The 21,131-nt window shown below is 66.5% G+C and carries 24 protein-coding genes; 13 read left to right on the top strand and 11 right to left on the bottom strand.

Annotated elements, in window-relative coordinates:
• Positions 1 to 63: 63 nt before the first annotated feature.
• Together CFB45_RS39175 and CFB45_RS29210 are read left to right on the top strand one after the other, a co-directional pair.
• Positions 64 to 204, top strand: coding sequence for a hypothetical protein (locus tag CFB45_RS39175; protein WP_179255111.1), 141 nt, complete (start codon positions 64 to 66; stop codon positions 202 to 204).
• Between the two features lie 14 nt (positions 205 to 218).
• Entirely contained in the window at positions 219 to 1,040 is an 822-nt protein-coding gene (locus tag CFB45_RS29210) for an SDR family NAD(P)-dependent oxidoreductase (RefSeq protein ID WP_089428535.1), read from the top strand.
• A gap of 231 nt (positions 1,041 to 1,271) precedes the next feature.
• Here CFB45_RS29210 and surE read toward each other — a convergent pair whose 3' ends face one another.
• From surE to CFB45_RS29195, 3 genes are all read right to left on the bottom strand, one after another.
• Complete coding sequence (surE, locus tag CFB45_RS29205; RefSeq protein WP_089428534.1) at positions 1,272 to 2,051, bottom strand: 5'/3'-nucleotidase SurE; 780 nt, start codon at positions 2,049 to 2,051, stop codon at positions 1,272 to 1,274.
• A gap of 180 nt (positions 2,052 to 2,231) precedes the next feature.
• Positions 2,232 to 2,540, bottom strand: a complete 309-nt coding sequence (locus CFB45_RS29200; RefSeq protein ID WP_011356491.1) for an AzlD family protein — start codon at positions 2,538 to 2,540, stop codon at positions 2,232 to 2,234.
• Complete coding sequence (locus CFB45_RS29195; RefSeq protein ID WP_089428533.1) at positions 2,533 to 3,267, bottom strand: AzlC family ABC transporter permease; 735 nt, start codon at positions 3,265 to 3,267, stop codon at positions 2,533 to 2,535. Before CFB45_RS29195 ends, CFB45_RS29200 begins: the two co-directional genes overlap by 8 nt.
• A 124-nt stretch (positions 3,268 to 3,391) precedes the next feature.
• On the opposite strand from CFB45_RS29195, the gene CFB45_RS29190 reads away from it, so the two are divergent.
• The 3 genes from CFB45_RS29190 (at position 3,392) to CFB45_RS29180 (ending at position 5,490) form a co-directional block, all read left to right on the top strand.
• On the top strand, positions 3,392 to 3,850 hold the full coding sequence (locus CFB45_RS29190; protein ID WP_006486309.1) for an Lrp/AsnC family transcriptional regulator: 459 nt from the start codon (positions 3,392 to 3,394) through the stop codon (positions 3,848 to 3,850).
• 231 nt (positions 3,851 to 4,081) lie between these two features.
• Positions 4,082 to 4,651, top strand: a complete 570-nt coding sequence (locus CFB45_RS29185) for a hypothetical protein (protein WP_069252831.1) — start codon at positions 4,082 to 4,084, stop codon at positions 4,649 to 4,651.
• A gap of 137 nt (positions 4,652 to 4,788) precedes the next feature.
• On the top strand, positions 4,789 to 5,490 hold the full coding sequence (locus tag CFB45_RS29180; RefSeq protein WP_089428532.1) for a YebB family permuted papain-like enzyme: 702 nt from the start codon (positions 4,789 to 4,791) through the stop codon (positions 5,488 to 5,490).
• A gap of 103 nt (positions 5,491 to 5,593) precedes the next feature.
• On the opposite strand, the gene CFB45_RS39615 is transcribed toward CFB45_RS29180, so the two are convergent.
• The 5 genes from CFB45_RS39615 to CFB45_RS29155 all read right to left on the bottom strand — a co-directional run bounded on the left by CFB45_RS39615 (position 5,594) and on the right by CFB45_RS29155 (position 8,885).
• Positions 5,594 to 5,830 (bottom strand): hypothetical protein, encoded by a 237-nt coding sequence (locus CFB45_RS39615; RefSeq protein WP_256978398.1) that lies wholly within the window; start codon positions 5,828 to 5,830, stop codon positions 5,594 to 5,596.
• A gap of 2 nt (positions 5,831 to 5,832) precedes the next feature.
• Positions 5,833 to 6,465: a LysE family translocator gene (locus CFB45_RS29170; RefSeq protein WP_089428531.1), complete on the bottom strand. Its 633-nt coding sequence runs from the start codon at positions 6,463 to 6,465 to the stop codon at positions 5,833 to 5,835.
• Between the two features lie 209 nt (positions 6,466 to 6,674).
• Positions 6,675 to 7,544, bottom strand: coding sequence for a hypothetical protein (locus tag CFB45_RS29165; RefSeq protein WP_089428530.1), 870 nt, complete (start codon positions 7,542 to 7,544; stop codon positions 6,675 to 6,677).
• 108 nt (positions 7,545 to 7,652) lie between these two features.
• Entirely contained in the window at positions 7,653 to 7,985 is a 333-nt protein-coding gene (locus CFB45_RS29160; protein WP_041493406.1) for a DUF2322 family protein, read from the bottom strand.
• A gap of 198 nt (positions 7,986 to 8,183) precedes the next feature.
• Positions 8,184 to 8,885 (bottom strand): flavin reductase family protein, encoded by a 702-nt coding sequence (locus CFB45_RS29155; RefSeq protein ID WP_089428529.1) that lies wholly within the window; start codon positions 8,883 to 8,885, stop codon positions 8,184 to 8,186.
• Between the two features lie 227 nt (positions 8,886 to 9,112).
• Between CFB45_RS29155 and CFB45_RS29150 the strand changes: the two genes are divergently transcribed.
• Together CFB45_RS29150 and CFB45_RS29145 are read left to right on the top strand one after the other, a co-directional pair.
• The gene (locus CFB45_RS29150; RefSeq protein ID WP_039369742.1) at positions 9,113 to 9,439 is read left to right on the top strand and encodes a thioredoxin family protein; all 327 of its coding nucleotides are present in this window, start codon (positions 9,113 to 9,115) and stop codon (positions 9,437 to 9,439) included.
• A 10-nt stretch (positions 9,440 to 9,449) separates the two neighbouring features.
• Positions 9,450 to 9,869, top strand: a complete 420-nt coding sequence (locus CFB45_RS29145; RefSeq protein WP_089428528.1) for a secondary thiamine-phosphate synthase enzyme YjbQ — start codon at positions 9,450 to 9,452, stop codon at positions 9,867 to 9,869.
• Positions 9,870 to 9,903: 34 nt separating this feature from the next.
• Here the strand turns inward: CFB45_RS29145 and atsR are convergent, their stop codons facing one another.
• Genes atsR through CFB45_RS29130 form a run of 3 tightly spaced genes read right to left on the bottom strand, consistent with a single transcriptional unit; the run spans position 9,904 to position 13,139 of the window.
• Positions 9,904 to 11,724: a hybrid sensor histidine kinase/response regulator AtsR gene (atsR, locus tag CFB45_RS29140; protein WP_089428527.1), complete on the bottom strand. Its 1,821-nt coding sequence runs from the start codon at positions 11,722 to 11,724 to the stop codon at positions 9,904 to 9,906.
• Entirely contained in the window at positions 11,721 to 12,224 is a 504-nt protein-coding gene (locus CFB45_RS29135) for a molybdopterin-dependent oxidoreductase (RefSeq protein ID WP_089428526.1), read from the bottom strand. The genes atsR and CFB45_RS29135 overlap by 4 nt, the downstream gene beginning before the upstream one ends.
• A 42-nt stretch (positions 12,225 to 12,266) precedes the next feature.
• The gene (locus tag CFB45_RS29130) at positions 12,267 to 13,139 is read right to left on the bottom strand and encodes a response regulator (RefSeq protein ID WP_089428525.1); all 873 of its coding nucleotides are present in this window, start codon (positions 13,137 to 13,139) and stop codon (positions 12,267 to 12,269) included.
• Positions 13,140 to 13,499: 360 nt separating this feature from the next.
• Here CFB45_RS29130 and CFB45_RS29125 point away from each other — a divergent pair, with 360 nt between their 5' ends.
• The 6 genes from CFB45_RS29125 (at position 13,500) to CFB45_RS29100 (ending at position 21,029) form a co-directional block, all read left to right on the top strand.
• The gene (locus tag CFB45_RS29125; RefSeq protein WP_089428524.1) at positions 13,500 to 14,087 is read left to right on the top strand and encodes a tetratricopeptide repeat protein; all 588 of its coding nucleotides are present in this window, start codon (positions 13,500 to 13,502) and stop codon (positions 14,085 to 14,087) included.
• A 121-nt stretch (positions 14,088 to 14,208) separates the two neighbouring features.
• On the top strand, positions 14,209 to 15,036 hold the full coding sequence (locus CFB45_RS29120) for a hypothetical protein (RefSeq protein ID WP_089428523.1): 828 nt from the start codon (positions 14,209 to 14,211) through the stop codon (positions 15,034 to 15,036).
• Positions 15,037 to 15,158: 122 nt separating this feature from the next.
• Positions 15,159 to 16,187 carry a hypothetical protein gene (locus CFB45_RS29115; protein ID WP_089428522.1) on the top strand — a complete coding sequence of 343 codons (1,029 nt, stop codon included), beginning with the start codon at positions 15,159 to 15,161 and terminating at the stop codon, positions 16,185 to 16,187.
• Positions 16,188 to 16,525: 338 nt separating this feature from the next.
• Positions 16,526 to 19,585, top strand: coding sequence for an ATP-binding protein (locus tag CFB45_RS29110; RefSeq protein ID WP_179255110.1), 3,060 nt, complete (start codon positions 16,526 to 16,528; stop codon positions 19,583 to 19,585).
• A gap of 118 nt (positions 19,586 to 19,703) precedes the next feature.
• Positions 19,704 to 19,889: a hypothetical protein gene (locus tag CFB45_RS29105; RefSeq protein WP_174975451.1), complete on the top strand. Its 186-nt coding sequence runs from the start codon at positions 19,704 to 19,706 to the stop codon at positions 19,887 to 19,889.
• A 465-nt stretch (positions 19,890 to 20,354) separates the two neighbouring features.
• Positions 20,355 to 21,029 (top strand): response regulator, encoded by a 675-nt coding sequence (locus CFB45_RS29100; protein ID WP_089428519.1) that lies wholly within the window; start codon positions 20,355 to 20,357, stop codon positions 21,027 to 21,029.
• Positions 21,030 to 21,131 lie beyond the last annotated feature (102 nt).

The following is a 21,131-nucleotide window of genomic DNA, read 5'->3' as shown; positions in this document are numbered from 1 at the left end:
GGCTCACACGCAAACGGGGCGCGACAGCAGGCGATGGTTTCCGTCCCGGCCGGCAGATCGCTCATGCCGCTCCGGCTCGGCATCGAATGGATCCGGCACCTGACGGCCGGCCGCTTCGGCTTGACCGATTCAATCCCGGTGGTGGTCGCCGTCACGTTCGTGTCATGGGGCGTCGTCGCGCTTATGATGCGGGAACGCCACTGACAGGGTTCCCCGATATGGACGCGCCGCTCCCGCCGATGTCTGCCCCGATTTCCGAAACGGAACCTGAAACCGAAACCGTCGCCGAGCCGCGCGCATCGCGCGTGCATCGGCCGGTCGCGCTCGTCACCGGATCGACGTCGGGGATCGGCGCGGCGATCGCGCGCCGTCTGGCGGCGGACGGCTACGCGGTGATCCTGCATTCGCGCCGCTCGGCCGACGAGGGACGTGCGATGGCGCGCGAACTCGGTGCGGCCTATGTGCAGGCCGATCTCGCCGACGATAACGAGCGTGTGCGGCTGATCCGCGAAGCCGTGGCCATGCACGGGCGGCTCGACGTGCTCGTCAACAATGCGGGCGTCAGCCGCGTGATTCCGCATGACGATCTCGCTGCGGCGACGCCCGACGTGTGGCGCGAGATGCACGAGATCAACGTGATTGCGCCGTTCCGGCTCGTCGCCGAGGCGGAGGCCGCGCTGCGCGAGGCGGCGTCGCATGGGCGGGCCGGGTGCGTGGTGAACGTCAGCTCGCATGCGGGCGTGCGGCCGAAAGGCGCGTCGATTCCGTATGCGGCGGCGAAGGCCGCGCTCAATCACACGACGCGGCTGCTCGCGAAAACGCTCGCGCCGGCGATTCGCGTCAATGCGGTCGCGCCGGGGCTCGTCGATACGCCGCTCACGGCCGACTGGACGGATGCGCAGCAGCTTTGGCGCGAGCGCGCGCCGATGCGCCGTCCGGCGACGCCGGATGACATCGCGCAGACGGTCGCGATGCTCGTCGCGTCCGATTACGTGACGGGCGAGATCGTGATGCTCGACGGGGGAATGAACCTGACTTGAAGCGGGGACTCGGGGACTCGGGGACTCGAAGACTCGAAGACTCGAAGACTCGAAGACTCGGAGAAGCGGAGAAGCGGAGAAGCGGAGAAGCGGAGAAGCGGAGAAGCGGAGAAGCGGAGAAGCGGAGAAGCGGAGAAGCGGGAATGCAGTAATGCAGTGAAGCGGCCGCGAACCCGCGCGCAGATGTCACCTGCGCGATTACCGCGACCGCTAACTTGCCAAACGACGCGATCAGCCGAGCCGCGACCGCAGTTGCGCGAGTGCCTGATCGTGCGTGCGCTCGAACTTCAGCGGCGTGACGGCGACATACCCGTCACCCAGCGCGACCGTTTCCGAATCCGCATCGTCGTCGCGCGGCGCGCGCGAGAGCTTCAGCCAGTGATACTCGAGGTCGCGCGGGTCGCGCCCCGACACGATCTCGACGCCCTGCAGCGTACCGGCGCCCTGGTTCGTCACCTTGAGGCCGCGCACGTCCTGCGCGGGCCGCGGCGGGAAATTCACGTTCAGGCAGGCGTCGCCGTCCCAGCCCGCGGCCACGAGCTGGCGAATGACGTCCGGCGCAAGCGTGCGTGCCGTGTCCCACGGCACCGCGTTGCGATCGATGAAGGCCTGACTCAGCGCGATGGCCGGCACGCCGACCAGCATGCTCGTCATCGCGGCGCCCACCGTGCCGGAAAACACCGTTTCGGTGCCGAGATTCCCACCGCGATTGACGCCGGATAGCACGATGTCGGGCCGTGCGTCCTTCATCAGGTGGCTGATCGCGATGGCGACGCAATCGCCGGGCGTGCCGCGCACCGCGAAGCGGCGTTCGCCCTTGCGATGCACGCGTAGCGGTTCGTGCAGGCTCAGCGAGTGCGACGTGCCGCTCTGGTCTTCCGCCGGTGCGACGATCCACACTTCGCGCGCCAGTTGCGTGGCGACCTGTTCGAGCACGTCAAGGCCGGGGGCGTCGATTCCGTCGTCGTTGGTGAGCAGGACGCGGTCGAACAGCGGGCGGGTTTCTGGCATCGGGACGATCCTCGCGGAGTTGGGCAATGAGAGGGGAATGCAGCGTGGCGCAAGCCACAAGGCTAGCATTCCCGCGTGAGGATCGTCGTGTCGCGCGGTGGGCGCGGATGTGAAAACGGGCGCATCGCGCGCCCGTTCGTCGGTGGCCGTGCCGCGGTGCGCGCGGCGGGTCGGAACCGCTCAGCCGAGCAGGTGCCGCAGCAGGCCGGCCGACACGACGCCGACGATGACGGTCGGCAGGATCGACAGGCGCGTCGCCGCGATCAGCGTGATGGCCAGCGCGAGCAGGTCGGCCGGGCGCGTCGACACGAAGGCCGGCGCGATCACCGAGATCAGCACGCAGCCGGGCACGTTCTCCATCACCGACGCCATCCGCGGGCTCAGCGTGCGGTTGCGCAGCAGCACGTAGCCGAGGATGCGCGACAGATAGGTGGTCGACGCCATCAGCACGATCGTCGCGACCGTGCTGAAATCCGGGAAATCAGGCATCGCGCGGCTCCCACAGCAGCGCGGCGATCAGCCCCGCGCAGGCGCCGGTCGCGACGTACCATGCGCCGGGCACGGCCAGGTGTGTGGCCGCTGCGACCACGAGGCTCACGAACCACGGGCGGCTTGCCCGCATTCCTTTCCACATCCCGCGCAGCAGCACCAGAAACACGGCCGTGAACGCCATGTCGAAGCCATATTGCTCGACGTTGCCGATCGTCGGGCCGACCGCCGCGCCGAGCGTGGTCATCGAGATCCACGTCAGGTAGAGCCCCATGCAGATGCCCGCGTAATAGGGCACGCTGATGTGCGTGGCCGAGCGCGCCCGGGCGTCGGCGAGCGACATCGCCCAGCTTTCGTCGCACATGAAGAACAGCGCGAAGAACGCGCGGCGGCGCGGCAGGCGGCGGATATACGGCTCGAATGCGGCGCCCATCAGGATGTGGCGCGAATTCACGAGGAACGACATCGCGACGATCAGCGCGATGTGCGGCGGCGATGACCACAGATGGATCGCCGCGAATTCGGAGCCGCCGCCGAAGTTCATGCCGGTCATCATCGGCACTTCGAACAGGCTCAGCCCTTTCTGCGCGGCCTGCGCGCCCAGCACGAGCGCGAACGGCACGAAACCCAGCATGACGGGCAGCGCCGCACGCAATCCGCGGCCCATCTCGGCGACATAGGCGGGCTTGTCGCGAAGCCCTGACGACGTTGAAACGCTACTGCTCATTACTCCTCCTTCGGGGGAGGAATTGTCTGCTTTTTTGACTCGAATCGGGTTGCGTTGTGGCCAGATTTTTCTCAGAATTTGGCACTGAACGCGTGATTTGAAAATTTTTTGGAATCGAATGCCAATGAAACTTGACGCCATCGACCGCCGGATCCTGAGCGCGCTCCAGCGCGACGGCCGCATGCAGAACGTGGAACTCGCGCACGAGGTCGGGCTGTCGCCGTCGCCGTGCCTGCGGCGCGTGCGCCTCCTCGAGGAAGCCGGCGTGATCGAGAAATACGTGGCCGTGCTGAATCCCGCGAAAGTCGGCAAGGGGCTGACGATCTTCACGCGCGTGTGGCTGAAGGGGCAGGACGCAGAATCGGTGAACCGTTTCGCGGAGGCCGTCCAGCAGATGCCGGAAGTCGTCGAATGCCACCTGATGGCGGGCGATTGCGATTTCCTGCTGCGCGTCGTCGCGGCCGACATCGATGATTACCGGCGTTTCCAGATGGAATACCTCACGCGCATTCCGGGTGTGCTGAGCGTGAAGACCGACATCCCGATGCAGAAGGTCAAGCTCACGTCGGCGCTCCCGACCTAGCGTGACGCGAGTGCATGGCCACGCGACGACGACGGGTCGACGAGCGGTCACGGCTCGGTGACAATCGTCCGATAGACTGACGAATCACGCTGCTTCGAACCTGTTGCCTGAGTGGTTGCGCGACGTTCGATGCGCAAGCAACTAACGGTCAATGTCGACGCAATCGGGCAGGCGGCGCTGCGCGCCGGATCGTGCGTCGGCGCGAATGCGTTATTTCTTGTCGAGCCATTCATGCAGCCAATCAACACTCCGTGGAATTCGCTGGAAATCGTCAAGCTCGTGCTGGGCGTGCTGACGCCGTTGTCGGTCGCGTGTCTCGGCTGGCTCGTCGCGCGCCGGCTGAAGCGGCTCGAACTCGTGCAGTGGACCAACCAGCGATTGATCGAGAAGCGGCTCGCGCTGTACGACGCGGTCGCGCCGCAGCTCAATGCGCTGCTGTGCTTCTACACGTGGATCGGCTACTGGAAGGACATCTCGCCGGACGACGTGATCCGCGCGAAGCGCGACCTCGACCGCACGTTCCATATCTACCGCTACCTGTTCGACGACGACGTGTACGACGCGTATCACACGTACATCCACGCGCTGTTCGACGTGCATACGGGCCCGGGCCGCGATGCGCGGATCCGTTCGCTGGTCCAGGCGCCCGACGGCGATCGCAGCGTGCACGGCTCGTATGAATGGAAGCCGGCGTGGTCGGACCGTTTCGCGACGGCGAATGTCGTGCCGAAGGACGACGTGCTGCGGTACTACACGCAGTTGATGGAGCGGCTGCGCGTGGCGCTGGGCGCGACGCGCTGAACGAAGCGCGGCGGTACGCGCACGGGTATCGAAATCCGCCACCCGGCGGCGCGGATACCCGCCCTTGCGCAAGAAGCGGATGCGGCGCGCGGCGGCGGCTGACATGCTCGCGGCATCCCCACTCGCGCGAGGTCCGTATGCGTGTCGATACCGGCTGCCAGCCGCTCATGATCCGTTCGCCGGAAGCGGGCCGGCGGCGTCTCTTCTCCGTGGGTTCACACGATCCGCATGACATGCGGTTGCCGATCGAGCCAGAGATCGGCGACATCGTCTTTATCCGCGTGACCGTGCGGCCGTTTCTCGAAGTGGCGAGCGCGACGCGTTCGTGGACGAATCACGTCGGGATCGTCGTCGGCGAGCGCGGCGGTGAGCCGTTGATTGCGGAGAGCACGTTTCCGCTATCGCGCGTCACGACGATGTCGCGGTTTCTTGCGCGCTCCGATCGCGGCGCGTGCGTGATCGCGCGGCTGAAGCAGCCGCTCGATGCCGCGCAGCGGCGCCGGCTTGTTGACGCGGCGATGCGCCGGATCGGCGTGGTCTACGACACGGGGTTCAATCTTGCGTCGCGCCGGCAGTTTTGCTCGCGGTTCGTGCGCGAAGTCGTGCGCGATGCGACGCGGATCGTGCTCGGCGACGTCGAGACCTTCGACAGGCTGCTGCGCCGGAATCCCGATCATCCGCTCGGCTTCTGGCGGGTCTGGTACTTCGGCCGGATTCCGTGGCGCCGCCGCACGGTGACGCCGGCGAGTTTGCTCGACAGCGCGGCGTTGAAGGTCGTGGCGGATACGCGCAAGCACGTTGAAAACGTGTCCGAAGGTGACGATCCGGATAGCGTTTGACTCAAGCGAGCGGGGACACGAACCTTTTGTCACCGGCCGACGCCCGCTTGAGCAGCGTATCGAGTGATGGCGCACGCCGGCTCGCCACGAACGCGAGCCGGTGTTACTCCACAGTGGGCGCGCTCGGCTCCGTGCTTTCCACGATATCGGTCGACGCTACGCCGGCCGCTCGCCGGGCAGCGAGCATTGCGTCGAGCGCTGCAAATTCCTCGCGGTTCAGTCGTTCGTATTCAGCGCGCGACTCGGGGTCGGACAATGCGCGTTTGCGCAGATCGTCATACGTTCCCATATCAAACCTCATCAATTCGATTGCGCCAGCGTGATTCTCCGACAGGTTCATGACTACTGCCGCCCCGCCACCGCCAACCGCGCCGCCAGCCCCACGAACACCGAGCCGAGCAGATATTGCGGCAGCTTCGACGGGCGGCGGCGCGCGCCGATCCGCTGGCTCAGCCGGCTCGCGGACAGGATGACCGCGCCGTTCACAACGATGCCGATCAGGTTCAGCACCGTCGCCAGCACGAGAATCTGCACGGCGATCGAACCATGTTCGGGCCGCACGAACTGCGGAAACAGCGCGAGCACGAACAGCGCCATCTTCGGGTTCAGCAGGTTCGTCGTCAGCCCCTGGCGGAAGATCGCCGCGCTCGAGTGGCGTCGCGGCGACGCGACGGGCGACAGTGCGGTCGCATCCGAACGGAATGTCTTCCACGCGAGATACAGCAGATAGGCGGCGCCCGCGAAGCGCACGGCGTCATAGGCGAGCGGCACCGCGACGAAGAGCTGCGACAGCCCGAGCGCGGCCGCCAGCGCGTGGCAGTAGGTGCCGGCCTGGATGCCCGCGAGTGTCGCGAAGCCTGCCCGCGGGCCCTGGCTCACGCTGCGGGACGCGATCAGCAGCATGTCGGGGCCCGGCGTGGCGGTCAGCGCGAGACACGCGCCGGAGAACAGTGCGAGCGTGGAGAGGTCGAGCATGGGAGCCCCTTTTGTGGATGCTGCGTAAAAGGGAGGTCAGTTTAGGAGGGCGCGCGAGGCCGGTCAATCGAACGAACGGACGATGGTCTGGCGGGCCGTCGAGGTCGATCGTCAACCCAGACGCGCTGCCTGCGGCACGCCGATCGTGCTCGACGCTGTATCAACGGCACACACCGATGCAGCGCCTGCGTGCGCGACCGCCGCATCGTTCAACGCTTGCGGCAAGCCACCTGATAATCGATCACGGTGTTCGCGGACGGCTTGTCCGGCTCGCCGCCGACCGTCGTCACGCCGAGCACGCCGGCGGCGCTCCGGTAGCGCAGCGCGCAATAGCCCATGCCGGTGCCCGAACATGCTTCGGCTTCGATGATGCCGTGCTTCGCGAGCGTCGCCGCGCCGTCCATCGCATCCGGCTTCTCGCGCGGGCGCAGCGGTTGCCAGCCTTTCGCGATCAGGATCCGGCGCGCGACGTCGAGCGGCTTGCCGTACACGTTGGGCACGACCGCGCGGCCCTGGCAGTATGTGCTTTCAGCCGCGACGCCGGTCAAGCGCAGGCCACCGTTCTCTTCATGCAACTCGCCGACGGGCGGTGCCGGGCCGTCGCCGCCCCAGATCAGCAGCGCGCCGCTTTCCAGCCGATCGGCCGTGCCGAGCTGCCAGCCCGCCTTGCGCGCCGTGTAGCCGAGCGCGACGAGCGTCGTGCCGTCGAACACGCCGACGTTGCCGTTGCGCGCGAAACAGATCGCGCTCGTGCCGGCACTGAATCCGCTCGCGAACGTGACGACCGTGTAGCGGCCGAGCGGCGCTTCTGAAGTCACGATCCAGTCGCGCTTCGCGACTTCACGGCCGGCCGCGGTGGTCGTCTTCGCGCGATATTGCGTGCAGAACGGGTCGAGCGACCCGTTCTCCGGCGAATGCGGCAGCACGCCGAGCGGTACCAGTGACGCGCCCGCGATATCGGAGGTCGTACGCAGCGTTTCGGCCGATGCCGTACCGCCGAGCGCGGCACATGCAACGGCCGCGATCGAAACGATCGAAGCCAGACCGCGGGCAAACGGCAACACAACGAAACGGGACACGCAGGCTGTCTCCGGGAAAAGGGGTACGGGAGCGATGATCGCGGGTTTTCGCCCGCGTAGCACGATCGCGCGCATCGGCCGGCAGTTCACCTGCACGCCCCCGACGACTCAGCCCTTCGCGACGACGTCGATCCGCAGCGCTTCGCCGCCGTCGACGATGGCCAGCAGGCGATCGACGTTCGGATGCGCGCCCGGGCGGTTGCGTGCGTCGGCCGTATGTTCGGCGAACACCGCGAGGCCGTGCTCGGCCGCTTTCGCGTCGAGCGTGCCGAATGCCTGCTTCAGGTAGTGGTACACCGCGAGCGAGCCTTGCTTGCCCGGCTGGTTCTCGATGGTCGCGACCACGTCGCCGTTCGCGCCGACGAGATCGATGCGCGCGACGCCGTCGATGGCCGGCAGTTGCGCGAGGTTGTCCTTGAATACTTGGGTCGGTTGAATCACTGAAAACACTCCGTCGGTTCGGTCAGGGGCCAATGAGCATGGCCGGCCGTATCTTATCCGATCGGCCTCTGCGCACCGGCCGGCACGCGGGCGCCGGCCGAGTGCCACGCCAGCGCCGCGCTATCGTCCGGCGGCAACGATGCGGTTCAGGCATACGCGGTCGTTGCCCCAACGCGCCGGCCATTGCGCCCCACGCCACTACCGCCCCGCGCCGGCCGGCACGCCCGCATCGCGCGAGCGCTCGATGTCCGGGCTGCGATACGCGCGCTCGGGAATCTCGGCGAGCCGAGATGCATGCACCTGATGCGGCGTAAGGCCGTAAAATTTCTGGAAGCTCATGATAAGCGGCGACCACTTGTCCGGATCGATGCGGTCCGCATGACCGTCCATCAGCAGGTCGGGATGCACGTGCACGCGCTGGATGCGCAACTCGAACACGCGGATGTGGCCACGCACGTCGGGCGTTTCCTCACCGATCCCATGCGTGGCCGCGACGACCGCTTCCATATGCACCGGGCACTCGAGCGCACGCGGCGGCGCGACGGTTTGCGATACCGCCTCGGTGAGCCCGGCCGTGCCGAATTTGTCGGGTTCGTACACGTAGCCCTTCGAGCGCTTGCCGTCCGGCACCGGGTAGGTGCCCGTCGTGCGTGCGATCCGGTCGACCGCGTGCGCCTGTGCCGACGACGGCAGGTTCAGCACGCACTCGCCGGTGCGCAGCAGGTTGCGGGTGGTCTGCGAACTGGCGGCGATGCCGATCACGCCGCGCCAGCCGAGCCAGAACGCGGACGAGATCGGCGCGAGATTGGCCGTGCCGTCTTCGTTCTGCGTGCTGACCAGCACGACGGGCGTGCCGAAATAGAGGATGTTCGGTTCGGTGACGCAATGCGGAGCGTTCATGATCGGTGCCTTCGTTGAGGGATCAGTCCGCATGCTGATCCTGTCGCGACGGCGTGGCGCTCCGAATCTTGTCGTGTCATTCCGGAGGGGGCAGGAACGGCATTTGCACCGGGCAGGACCGCCCGGCATCGCGCGCGCTTTTCCGCTACAGTAGGAGATCGCAGGCCGCGCCCGCCGCGTCACACGGGCACGCGCGGCCTCGTTCCGCCAACGCACACGAGGGCCTGATGGATACCGAGCAACGCTACACCGCCAACGCGCCGACGCGCGCGGAAGTCGACGCACTGGGCGGCCCGACCGTCATCGAATTCGGCGCGAACTGGTGCGGGATTTGCGCGGGCGCGCAGCCGGCGATCGTCGCGTCGTTTTCCGCGCATCCCGCCGTGCGGCACCTGAAGATCGAGGATGGCCCGGGCCGCCCGCTCGGCCGCTCGTTCGGCGTGAAGCTGTGGCCCACCCTGGTGTTCCTGCGTGATGGTGTCGAAGTCGCGCGCGTCGTGCGCCCCGCCGACGCGAAGCAGATCGAAGCCGACGGCTTCGCTGCACTTGCCTGAGGTCACGACGATGCAACAGGCGATCACGCATATCGGCATCGACACGCGCGGCAGCGGCCTCGTCGAATTCACGTCGCAGGTGCGCGCGTTCGTCGACCAGCAGGCCATCAGCACCGGCCTGCTCACCGTGTTCTGTCGCCATACCTCGGCATCGCTGCTGATCCAGGAGAATGCCGATGCGTCGGTGCAGCGCGACATCGAGCGCTACTTCGCGACGCTCGCGCCCGAGGACGCCACGCGCTACGAACACGACACCGAAGGCACCGACGACATGCCGGCGCATCTGCGCACGGCGCTCACGCAGGTGCAATTGTCGATCCCGGTCGAGCAGGGGCGCATGGTGCTCGGCACGTGGCAGGGGATCTACCTGTTCGAGCATCGCCGCGCGGCGCACCGCCGCGATATCGTGCTGCACCTGATCGGCGAGTAAGCGGCAACCAGCGGCGCATCGCCGGCACACCGGCTCAGGCGAGCAGCTTCTCGACGAGCGTGCCGAGTTCGCGCAGGTGGACGGGCTTCGGCAGGAATGCGTCGAACACCTGCTTGTTCTCGCGCAGCGCGGCCGATTCATATGCGCTGACGCCGAGGATCGCCGGATGCCGGCCGTCGTCGTCGGGTACCGCGACCGTGCGAATGCGCCGCGCGACTTCGAAGCCGCTCAAGTCCGGCAGTTCGAGATCGATCACGACGATGTCGTAATGGCCCGTACCGAAGCGCGCGACGCCGCCCTGCCCGGTGCCGCACAGATCGGCGTCGAGGCCGAGCGCCGACAGCATCGCGCCGAGCGTTTCGCGCGCGTTGTCGTCGTCGTCGACCACCAGCGCGCGCCGGTCGCGGTGTACGGCCGCGTGCGGCAGCGCGAGCGCGTCGCCGGCCGCGTGGCCGGCGGTGTCGATGCCGGGCACTTCGGCCGGCAGCGTCACGACGAACTCGCTGCCTTCGCCCACGACGCTGCGCACGTCCACATGCCCGCGCAGCGTCGTCACGATTTCGCGCACGACGGCGAGCCCCATGCCGATCCCGTCCACATGCAGCCCGACCGCGTCGTTCGCGCGATAGAACGGCTCGAAGATCTTCGACAGGTGCGGCTTCGCGATGCCGGTGCCCGTGTCGCGCACGGCGATCTTCAATTGCGGGCCGGCCGGCGCGTCGGCGAGCGTGATCGACACGTCGATCGACCCGCCGAGCGTGTACTTGACCGAGTTCTCGATCAGGTTCGACAGCACCTGGCGCAGCAGCTTGCGATCCGAACGGATCGTGAGGTCGTGCGGCTCGACCTGCTGCGCGATCGCGATCCGCTTCGCCGCGATCTTCTCGCGCAATGGATCGAGCACCTCGGCGAGCAGCGACGCCATGCCGACGGTTTCCCGTTCGGCGAGGCGCTTCGTCGAGCGCAGCTTGATGTAGTCGGTCAGATCCTTGACGAGCGCCTCGAGCGACAACGCGGAATTCTGCAGCCGCCGGATCGTCTTCAGGTTCGCCTCCGACTGCGGGCGCGCGAGCAGGATCTCGACCGATCCGCAGATCGCCTGCAGCGGCGTGCGCAACTCGTGGCTGACCATCCCGAGGAACGCGTTCTTCGCCTCGATCATTTCGAACGCGCGGTCGGACGCCTTGCGTTCCGCGTCGAGCGCCGCGTCCTGCCGCTCGAGCAGGTCGTCACGCGTGCGCATCGTATAGAACAGCAGCAGGAACAGCGCACACAGGATCACGCCGAGCACGATGCCGAGGATCAGGATCGCGCGCTGCTTTTCCTTCAGCTGATGGAACGTGAAGTCGCGCTGCGCCATCTCGATCGCGCGGAAATAGTTCGCGAGGCCGTTGACCTTCGGCCAGTACGCATTGACCTCGTCGATCACCTGCTGCGCGTCTTTCGGCGAATCGCGCAGCAACGGCACTTCGCGCTTCAGGCGCGTCATGAATTCGCCGAGCGCGTCGATCTCGTTGCGCGCGCGCGGGATGCGCAGCCAGTATTCGGATACTTCCGACGGCCGCTGCAGAAAGCCGAACGACACCGACAGGCTGTCGAGCTGCATCTGCACGTGATTGAAGTCGTCGTCCTGGTGCGTCGCGTAGAGGATCAACTGCCGGTCGAACCGCGTATAGACGTTGCGGTATTGCGCGGCGGTCCAGAACACGCCTTCGCGCGGCCCTTCGAGCACGCCTTCGTTGACCGAGGTGGCGAGGAGGTCCCATAGCAGGAACGCCCACGCGGCGAACCCCATGATCCACAGCGCGCCGAGGACCAGGATGATTTTTCTATTTTTCCATCGCCGGCGCTTCATTTCACCGTCAGGCCGATGATCTGCCACGCGAACTTGGCTTCGCCGAGCGGCGTCTTCAGTTCATCGGGATACTGGTCGCGCGGGTACATGATCCACAGCGGGCCGTAGTTGTCGTTGCCGAGCACCTTGCCGTTCATCGTCCGCGCGAGGATCACGCCGTAGCGATCGGCGTCGGACACGGGAATCGTGAACGTGTACTCGTCGATGCAGCGAAACTCGATCTGCGTGCCGTGCGCGCCGACGGCCTTCAGGATGTCGGACAGGCGCGGTCCGGTGAAGGCCGCCTTCGGCGTCCAGCTCGTCGACGTGACGATCGTGTGCTGCGGCAGCGCCATCAGCGCCTGCTCGGAAAACACGTACGCTGTCTTGCCCTGCTGGTTGTGCTTGTCGATCTTGCCGTCGACGGTGAACGTGAACGACGAAGCGGCCCAGGTCGCGGCGGCCATGCCGAGCAGGCAGGCCGTCAGCAGGCGCTTGGTCCAGATGGTCGAGATTCGCATGTCTTGCCCTCGGTCGTGCGATGGTGATGTGTCGTTGTGGTCTCAGTTCGCGGCGGCCGTGGCCGGCAGCGTGATTTTCAGTTCGCGCGCCACTTCGGCGAACAGGATCGGCAGGCGCACCGGTTTTTCCTCGCAGCGCGCGTTGTAGTGCGACACGATGTGCGCGATTTCGTCCTCGCTGGCTTCGCCGGTCGAGATCTTGCCGGTCAGCAGGAAGATCGGCGCGCCGCTGTTCTCGCTCGAGCGGATGCCGCGCACGAGTTCGGCGGCGGTCTGGTCGCCGAGCATCCAGTCGAGGATGTAGCCGTCGAAATCCTCGACCTCCAGTGCCTTGCGGAACGCCGTGCCGTCGAAGTACGGAATCGCGTTCACGCCTTTTTCGATGAAATATTCACATACCGTTTCAGCGACATCCTGCGAATCGTCGACCACGGCGATGCGCGCCGCATACACGTTCGGCTGGGTCGAGCGCAGTTCGATGACGTCGACCGGATACGTGCGGCCCTCGCGCGCGTGCTGACGCTCGGTGATCAGCCACTCGCCCTGCCACTGCAGCGCGACGAAATCCGTCTCGCTCTGGCTGCTGGCCTTGGTCGAGATCGCGGCGCGGCAGCGAAAGCGCCGCGACTCGATCACGAGCGTCGCGTCGATCATCTCGGCGGCGGCCGGCTGCGTGCCCTTGTCGTCGAGCAGGATCGCGGGCGGCACGCCGAAGTGCGTCGCGATGTCCTGCAACTGCGACAGGTTCCACGGGATCAGGCCTTTCATCTTGCGCGTGACGACCGAGAAGCTCAGGCCGAGCACGTTCGCGATCGTCGTGTTGTGACTTCGCGGCGGAATCCCGTTCCGGTTCAGTAGGTCGCGCACCTTGTTGGCGGTGATCAGATCGACGTTGGCCTGCTCGCTGTTGGGCATCTCGATGGGGTCTCCAGGGGTTTTTGGCGAGGGTGAGCATATCAAAACTGACGTGTCATGCAAGCTTTGAAAAAGCGAATGACCTTGACATGCCTTTTTTCTTCATTATTATTGCTCACCACGTCACTATTGTTTGTCGCGTCATGTTTGGAGATCGATGCCGGCAACAGCCGGAACAACGAAAAGCGACAGCAATGAAGCAGTGACGGAACGATTCGAAGAGAGAACCTGAGAGAGCCTTGGAGTGCGTGTCGGCGTCGGCGGATCGTATCCGTTGCGCCGCACGCCACCGGGTGCGAGCTCACGGGGGTGGGATAGCTCGAAGAATTGCGGCGCCAATAAAACCTGAGGAAAGTAACAATGTACCGCCGTTTGATCGCACCGGGGCTGCTGTTGCTATTGGCCGCGTGCGCGCAGGATCCGTCCCTCACCAGCAACACGGTGCGGATCTGCGACGACACCGGCTGTTCCGACCGTCCTAAAGATCAGGTCTCCTATCAAAATAGGGACGATTCGGAAGACCAGGAAAGCCCGCGCATCGCTGCGCTGAAGCAGACCGCGAAGACCCAGCCGAAGGCCGCCTACGACCTCGGCCTGCGTTATTTCCGTGGCGACGGCGTGCGCCAGGACAGCTACCAGGCACTCAAGTGGATGCGCGAGGCCGCCGAGCGTGGCGACCTGCAGGCGCAGAAGGCGCTCGGCAGTTTCTACCTGTTCGGCCTCGAGGAAATGGGCTCCGACGCGCGCGAAGCGGAGAAGTGGCTGTCGATCGCGGCCGGCCGCGGCGACAAGGAGTCGAAGAAGCTGCTCGATCTGGCGCGCAAGGCCAAGAAGGAAGACGAAGAAGACTGGAAATGGCGCACGGAATGGCGTGACCGCTATTACGGCTACTGGTACTCGGGCTATCCGTACTACGGCGTCTGGCAACAGACGTACTGGTACTACTGACCGGGCCTGAAGCAACGGGGGCAGTCGCGGGGAGACCACCATCGCGCGCCAGCCGGGGGGCTTATCGAAGTTCGCACGAACACATAAGCCGAACAACGACTCTAAATCGATCGACAACGACATGAAGACCAACCTTTCCCAACGTCTCACTCAAGGTGCGCTGGCGGCAGCGCTGTGCGCGTCCGTGGCAGGCTGCGGCGGCGTGGTGACACCCGGCGGCCAGAACGCCGGCGTGACGGGCGCGGCGGCCGGCGGCGCGAGCGCCGGCGCCGATTCGCAACTGCAGCGCTGCACGTCGCCGCTGGGCACGATCGCGGTCGACGACGGGCGCAACGCCGACTGGTGGGGCCCGTTCGGCAGCGCGACCAAGATGACGACGATCGACCCGCTGCTGCGCCTGGCCGTGCAACAGTCGAACTGCTTCGTGATCACGTCGATCGGCAACCAGAAGAGCGACGCGCGCCTGTCGCGCATCACGCAGCTGCAGCGCAACTCGGGCGAATACCGTGCGGGCTCGAAGCAGCAGAAGGGCCAGCGTGTCGCGGCCGACTATTACATGGAACCGCAGATCGTCATCAACGATTCGCCGATCGGCGGCATCGGCAGCATGATCGGCGGGCTGATCGGCAACAGCGCGGTCGCGGCGGTGGCCGGCCACCTGCAGACGAAGGCCTCGGTCGTCACGTTGACGCTGTTCGACGTGCGCTCGGCCGTGCAGATCGCGGCATCGGAAGGCAGCTCGACGGCGACCAACTACGGTGCGGCGCTGGGCGGCTTCGGCGGCGGCGTGGGCGGCGCGCTCGCCGGCTTCTCGTCGACGCCGGAAGGCAAGGCGACCGTTGTCGCGTTCATCGACGCATACAACAAGATGGTCGTTGCGCTGCGCAGCTACAAGGCGCAGGACGTCAAGGGCGGCCTCGGCCGCGGTGGCCAGCTGCAGGTCAACTGACGTCCCCGGGCCGGCGATGCACCGCCGGCCGATTCGTGATTCCTGATTCGTGACTGTCCGTGCGCGCGGCGTGATCCGCGCGTACCGGCTTCGTTCGTCCTTTTTGCATTGAGGTGATCCCGATGAAAGCCGTTGCCCTGATCGCATTGACCTGTCTGGCGCTGACCGCTTGCGGCGGCGACGATTCCTCGCCCGCGGCGTCGGGCGGATCGGGCTCGAGCAACAACGGCGGCACCGGTGGAACCGGCGGCACGGGTTCGGGCGGGACGGGAAGCGGGGGCAGCGGTGGTTCCGGCGGCTCGGGCGGCTCGGGCGGCGCCACGCTGACGTGGCGCTACGAGGCGCAGCCCGTCGCGGCCGACAAGGCGAGCTTCCTGACGCTGGTCAACAGCGAAGGCGCGAAGGGCTACCGCTATCTGGGCGACTACTTCTACAGCGCGAGCAACGGCGGGACGCAATCGATCTTCGTGAACGACGGCACCGCGCAAACCTACACGTACCAGCTGCAGAACGCCCCGGCCGACCTGACGTCCTTCGTCAACACGGCCAATGCGCAAGGGGCGGGCGGCTACCGCTACGAAGGGCCGCTCACGTACGGCGATCTCTATCGCAAGGACGGCGGCTCGTCAGCCACGTACACGTACACGACGACGGGCTTGCCGGCCGACGCGAATGCGTTCCTCACGCAGGCAAACGGCCAGGGCCAGTCGGGCTACTGGTTCCTGGGGCCGATCGCGGTGGCATCGGTGCAGGCGAACATCTACATGAAGAACAACGCGTCGAGCGCGACCTATACGTACGACGCGCTGGCGCCGGCGTCGACCGTCAGCGACTTCATCGCGCAGGCCAACAGCGAAGGGGCGAAGGGGTATCGCGCGAAGGGTGCGATGGCGTTCGGCGCGGCGATCTCATGGGTCTACGTGAAGGACCAGACGCAGTCGCCGACCTTCACGTACCAGTCGGCCGCGATCCAGTCGACCGGTGCGAGCTTCGTCCAGCAGTCGAACACGTTCGGCGGGCAGGGCAGCGCGTATCTGAGCGACATGGCGCTCGGCACCACGCCGCCGCTCGCGATGGCATCGTTCTATTTCACGCCGAAGAACTGCACGGGTTTCCTGTGCACGACGCTGAATCCGCTCACGCAGAACTGAGCGAACGACGCGGCTGCGACAGCCGCCGGCCCGGGCATTTTTCGAAGCGGGGCGAGGGCCGGAGAATGGCACTGCCCTGCTTTTTTGCATCCGGCACGGACCCGGCGATCACGTACGTCGTTCCGACCCTCGCTGACCGAATCGGGATGGGGATTTAGTTCAAGTTCCAAATAGTAATTAATTTATATTGGACGTGTACTAAACCGTTCATTTCGGACTGATTTTAGGAAAACCGTTTGGCATGATCGTGGCATTCCAATTCCCTGGGCCACTTTCGTCCGCGATACCGGAGCCGGATGCAGACGCGTTCCGGTGCCCCGGCGTCGTCGCATTGCGACATGCCAAACAGTCCGCTCCAATCCATTCGCCGCTATCAGAACATCTCGGTGTTCGGCGGCGGGATCGTCGTCACGATCCTGATCCTGATCGCCTGCGCGCTCGGGATGGGTTCGATCGTGTACGGCTATCTCGATGGTGAGCGGCACAACTTCCTGACGGGCATGGTGCAGACGCTCAACGAGATCAAGGTGAGCGAGACGTCGTTCCGCAACGGCGTGACCAATGCACAGCTGATCTGGCGCGAAACCGGGCCGGTGCCCGACGAGGTGGTCGACGCGTTCTATGAAGCGGGCGAGCGCACCGCGATCAAGCCTTATCCATCTGTCGTGTTCGGCGTATCGGAGCAGCCTGCCGACCGAGCCGAGGTGGCCCGCTACCTGTCGCTGTCGGTGCTGCTGGCGCGCATCTGCGCGGCGAGTTCGATCAATCGCGGGCACACGCTCGTCGGCTATCACTACAGCACGCGCACGGGCCTGCTCGGGCTCGTGCCGGATTCGGGCGCCGGCGGTGGGGTGCTTGCGACGCCGGAAGGCCGCGCGCGCGTGATGGATGCGCTGCGGATCGATTTCGGCACAGGCCCGGCGCGGGCGGCCGGCACCACCGGCCGCCCGCACGTGCACTGGCTGCCGCCGTTCGTCGATCCGATATCGGGCGCCGCGCGCATCCGGCTCGCCGCGCAGGCGCAGGTCGACGGCGAGCCGTTCGCGGTGCTCGTCACCGAATATGCGCCCGAGCACCTGCTGTCGTGGCAGATCGAGCATCCGGTCGACGGCGTATTCTTCGTGACGACCGGCGACAACCGTCTCGTCGCGGCGAGCGCCGGCGTGGCCGGCGATGAAGCACGCACCGGCCGCCTGCTGGCGCTCGATCCGTCGCGCGATCGCACGAAGCCCGAGCAGGCTGCGTTCCGCGACGGCTTCGTGATTTTCCACGGCACCCTCGATGCAACGGGCTGGACGCTGGCGTATGCGTTGCCGTGGACGGACGTCGTCGCGAACGTCGCGTGGCGGGCGAGCCTGCTGCTCGGCGCGTCGCTGCTCACCATCGCGATCATGTGGATCCTGCTCGTGCGCTTCCATCGCCGGGTGTTCGCGTCCGTCTATGCGCGCTCGCAGCGCGTGTTCGACAGCGAAGCGCTGTGCCGCAGCGTGATCGAGACGGCGCCGATCGGCCTCGGCCTGATCTCGCGCGCCGATGGCCACTTCATGCTCGTCAGCCCCGCGCTGGCCGAGATGCTCGCGCGGCTCGGCAGCGACTATCGCGCGCTGTCCGCGCAGGCGGTGGCGCGCTACGACGCGTTCATCGAAGGCGGCGCGGCCGGCGGCACGATGCAGACCGATTTCGTGCTGGCCGATGCGGATGCCGGCGCGGCGCCGCTGCATCTCGAGGTGAGCGCCAGCGGCGCGCGCTACCAGGAGATCGACGTGCTGATCGTCGCGGTTGCCGACGTCACCGCTCGGCGGCAACTCGTTCGTCAACTCGAGGAAGCCGTGCGCGCGGCCGATTCGGCGAACGCGGCCAAGTCGTCGTTCCTGGCGGCGATCACGCACGAGATCCGCACGCCGCTCAACGTGATCCTCGGCAATCTCGAACTGCTCGATCGTTCCGCGCTGGATGCATCACAGCACGGCCGCGTGCAGACGCTGCGTACCGCTGCATCGGGGCTGCTCGGCCTCGTCAGCGACATCCTCGATTTCTCGAAAATCGAAGCGGGTGCGATGACCGTCGAAGCGATCGAATTCGACGTGATCGGCGTGATCGAGCGCACGCTCGGCGCGTTCGCGCCGGTCGCGAAGGCGAAGGGGCTGTCGCTGTTCTGCGAAATCGACGCGAGCGATGCGCAGCGAATGCGCGGCGACCCGACCCGGCTCGGGCAGGTGCTCGGCAACCTGCTGAGCAACGCGATCAAGTTCACCGCCAGCGGGCACGTGCTGGTGCGCGTGTCGATTGCGTCGGCCGGATGCGGCGACGCCGAGTTGTCGATCGCGGTCGAGGACACCGGCATCGGCATCGCGGGCGCCGATCGGCACAAGCTGTTCAAGGCGTTCTCGCAGGTCGATGCGTCGATCACGCGCCGCTATGGCGGCACCGGGCTGGGGCTTGCGCTGTGCGATCGCCTCGCGGTCGCGATGGGCGGACGGATCGACGTGGCGAGCGTGCCGGGCACCGGCAGCCGCTTCACGTTGACGGTGCCGCTCGGGGAGGCGGTCGTGCCGCTCGACGCGCATTCCGCGCGCGGCGTGCGCGCGCCGGTGATCGTCGTCGGGCGCACGGAATGGCAGCGCTTCGCGTTGCCGCATCTGCGCGCATGGGGCTTCGACGTCCACGGTTACGAGCGCCCGGCACTGATCCCGGCTGACCGTCGTGCGCGGGCTGCCGCGATCGTCCTGTTCGGCGATTCGGACGCCTGGTCGCGCGTGGAGCTCGACGGCCTGGGCGGCGCGTGCCCGGTCGTGCTCGCCACGCCGGACGGCCCGCTGCGAGCCTATCGGGCGGGCAGGACGATACGCGTGTCGAGTTATGCGCTGAGTGGCTTCAAGGCCGCGCTCGGGCAAGCGATGACCGACACCGGCGGCCTTGCCGCGCAACGGCCGGCGCTCACGCACGTGGAAGCCGCTCGTCCGGGCGCATGGCGTGTGGTGCTCGCCGGCATCGATTCCGTCACCAGCACCCTGTTGCGTGAGCAGTTTGACGTGCTGGGCTGCGAGGTGCAGACGGCCGGGTCGGCCGAAGCGGCGCTCGACCTGCTGGCCACCGGAGCGTGGCACATGCTGCTGGTGGACGCCGGCCTGCCGGACATGTCGGTCTGCGCGCTGGCGAACGCCGTGCGCGATCTCGGCATGGGCGGTGACGTGGTGGTCGTGACGTCGCATGTCGCGCCCGCCGACCGGCGGCAGTATGCGGACGCGGGCATCGACTGCGTGCTGACGAAACCGGTGACGCTCGCGCACCTGCGCGGCGCGTTGGCAGGCATCGCTCGACGGCGCGGTGCGCCGGAGCGGGGAGTCGGGACACAAGAACAGGACGTTGCGCACTTCGCACACGGTGGCACGGCATGAACGCGTGTCGATTGTCGTGGGCGGGCCCGACGAGGTCCGAAGGATGGAAGGCAGCGCGTCGCACGGGCTACGGCGGCGTAGATCAATCAGGTGAGAAGAGGGGAAGACCGTGCGCTACATGGTGAAAGTCTTCGTGATGTTGCTCGATTTCGCCACGCTTCCCGAGAAATCCAGACGGGATTTTCTCGGCAGGATGAACGAATTCCTGATCATGTCGCCGATGCAGAAGCGGCGCGCGATCACCGAATGGAAGCAGACGATCGAGGAACGGGGCGAATCGGGCGAAGGTGTCCACCGACCCTAACGGCGATTCGGATGCCGGCAAGCGCTCGATGCGCGGCCGGCTCGCTGCTGCGCGAGTGGTTGCAATGGGACAGGGATCGGGACGGGACAGGGCGAGCCCGGCGCTGCGTTCCGGCCCGGGAAGCCACTGCATGCGTCGGCGCGTGTCTCGTACACATGCGTAGTGCCGGCCCGGAAGGGCATGCCGATCGGCAACAGCCTGCGCGCGCGCGGCTGTCGTGCCCGTGCAGGGCATGTCGCACGGCGACGCGATTTACCGTCTGCATCAGCCTGTCGGCCGATGCTTACGGTCTTGCCCACGTTTTATCTTAAAATCGAGTCGCGCTTGCATTCTCCGATGTGTCGAATGCGGCGGGTCGAATCGACGGCCCGTCGGTTGGATGGAACGGAACCGGAACGGTTGCCCGCCCGCATCCTGCGGCTGTCGGTGAGTGCGCGATCAAAAGCCTCGGGGAGAAATGGGACGATGGATGAATTCTTTGTGCGTGTGATGGTGGCGGACGACCACCCATCAGCCGCGATCGGGATGTCGCAGGCGCTTGCCGACAGCAGCACGATCCGGCTCGTCGGTTCCGTGTCCAATTCGACCGATCTCGTGGCGGCGCTCGACGAGAAACCGAGCGACGTGCTGGTGGTCGACTACGTCATGCCCGGCGGCAAGTTCGGCGACGGGCTCGTGCTGCTGTCGTTCCTGCAGCGTCGCTACCCGGCGCTGAAGCTCGTGACGATCACGATGATCGACAACCCCAGCGTGCTGCATGCGATCCGCAAGCAGGGCGTCGGTTGCATCCTGAGCAAGTCGGATGCGATTTCCCACCTCGTCGGCGCGGTGCACGCGGCATACGTCGGCGCCAATTACCTGTCGCCGCATATCAAGCAACTGCTGGAGTCGGCGGGCACGTCGGATACGAGCCGCCCGCTGACGATCCGCGAGATCGAGGTGGTGCGGCTGTTCGGCGCCGGCTATACGGTCGGCGAGATTGCCACGCAGCTCCATCGCAGCAAGCAGACGATCAGTTCGCAGAAAACGAGCGCGATGAAGAAGCTTGGCATCGCGCGCGACGCCGACCTGATCCGCTATGCGAGCGACGGCAATCTGGCCGACGTGGCGGCGCCCGATGGCCCGGCCGCCGGCGAATAGCCAGTACGCCGCGCATCGTCATGCCGGATGCATCGGAAGCCGCACCGCACGACGGCGGACAGTCCGGCCGGGCGGCAAGCCGGACGCCATGCGCACCGAATG

It is taken from the genome of Burkholderia sp. HI2500, assembly GCF_002223055.1.
Taxonomy (GTDB): Bacteria; Pseudomonadota; Gammaproteobacteria; order Burkholderiales; family Burkholderiaceae; genus Burkholderia.
The sequence above is the reverse complement of the archived record's forward strand: the minus strand, read 5'-3'. Positions and strand labels throughout refer to the sequence as shown.

Bases quoted from the DNA above. Each gene is read 5' to 3' on its own strand.
- CFB45_RS39175 (WP_179255111.1), top strand. From the start codon at position 64: ATGCCGCTCCGGCTCGGCATCGAATGGATCCGGCACCTGACGGCCGGC.
- CFB45_RS29210 (WP_089428535.1), top strand. From the start codon at position 219: ATGGACGCGCCGCTCCCGCCGATGTCTGCCCCGATTTCCGAAACGGAA.
- surE (WP_089428534.1), bottom strand. From the start codon at position 2,051: ATGCCAGAAACCCGCCCGCTGTTCGACCGCGTCCTGCTCACCAACGAC.
- CFB45_RS29200 (WP_011356491.1), bottom strand. From the start codon at position 2,540: ATGCCTGATTTCCCGGATTTCAGCACGGTCGCGACGATCGTGCTGATG.
- CFB45_RS29195 (WP_089428533.1), bottom strand. From the start codon at position 3,267: ATGAGCAGTAGCGTTTCAACGTCGTCAGGGCTTCGCGACAAGCCCGCC.
- CFB45_RS29190 (WP_006486309.1), top strand. From the start codon at position 3,392: ATGAAACTTGACGCCATCGACCGCCGGATCCTGAGCGCGCTCCAGCGC.
- CFB45_RS29185 (WP_069252831.1), top strand. From the start codon at position 4,082: ATGCAGCCAATCAACACTCCGTGGAATTCGCTGGAAATCGTCAAGCTC.
- CFB45_RS29180 (WP_089428532.1), top strand. From the start codon at position 4,789: ATGCGTGTCGATACCGGCTGCCAGCCGCTCATGATCCGTTCGCCGGAA.
- CFB45_RS39615 (WP_256978398.1), bottom strand. From the start codon at position 5,830: ATGAACCTGTCGGAGAATCACGCTGGCGCAATCGAATTGATGAGGTTT.
- CFB45_RS29170 (WP_089428531.1), bottom strand. From the start codon at position 6,465: ATGCTCGACCTCTCCACGCTCGCACTGTTCTCCGGCGCGTGTCTCGCG.
- CFB45_RS29155 (WP_089428529.1), bottom strand. From the start codon at position 8,885: ATGAACGCTCCGCATTGCGTCACCGAACCGAACATCCTCTATTTCGGC.
- CFB45_RS29150 (WP_039369742.1), top strand. From the start codon at position 9,113: ATGGATACCGAGCAACGCTACACCGCCAACGCGCCGACGCGCGCGGAA.
- CFB45_RS29145 (WP_089428528.1), top strand. From the start codon at position 9,450: ATGCAACAGGCGATCACGCATATCGGCATCGACACGCGCGGCAGCGGC.
- atsR (WP_089428527.1), bottom strand. From the start codon at position 11,724: ATGAAGCGCCGGCGATGGAAAAATAGAAAAATCATCCTGGTCCTCGGC.
- CFB45_RS29135 (WP_089428526.1), bottom strand. From the start codon at position 12,224: ATGCGAATCTCGACCATCTGGACCAAGCGCCTGCTGACGGCCTGCCTG.
- CFB45_RS29130 (WP_089428525.1), bottom strand. From the start codon at position 13,139: ATGCCCAACAGCGAGCAGGCCAACGTCGATCTGATCACCGCCAACAAG.
- CFB45_RS29125 (WP_089428524.1), top strand. From the start codon at position 13,500: ATGTACCGCCGTTTGATCGCACCGGGGCTGCTGTTGCTATTGGCCGCG.
- CFB45_RS29120 (WP_089428523.1), top strand. From the start codon at position 14,209: ATGAAGACCAACCTTTCCCAACGTCTCACTCAAGGTGCGCTGGCGGCA.
- CFB45_RS29115 (WP_089428522.1), top strand. From the start codon at position 15,159: ATGAAAGCCGTTGCCCTGATCGCATTGACCTGTCTGGCGCTGACCGCT.
- CFB45_RS29110 (WP_179255110.1), top strand. From the start codon at position 16,526: ATGCCAAACAGTCCGCTCCAATCCATTCGCCGCTATCAGAACATCTCG.
- CFB45_RS29105 (WP_174975451.1), top strand. From the start codon at position 19,704: ATGGTGAAAGTCTTCGTGATGTTGCTCGATTTCGCCACGCTTCCCGAG.
- CFB45_RS29100 (WP_089428519.1), top strand. From the start codon at position 20,355: ATGGATGAATTCTTTGTGCGTGTGATGGTGGCGGACGACCACCCATCA.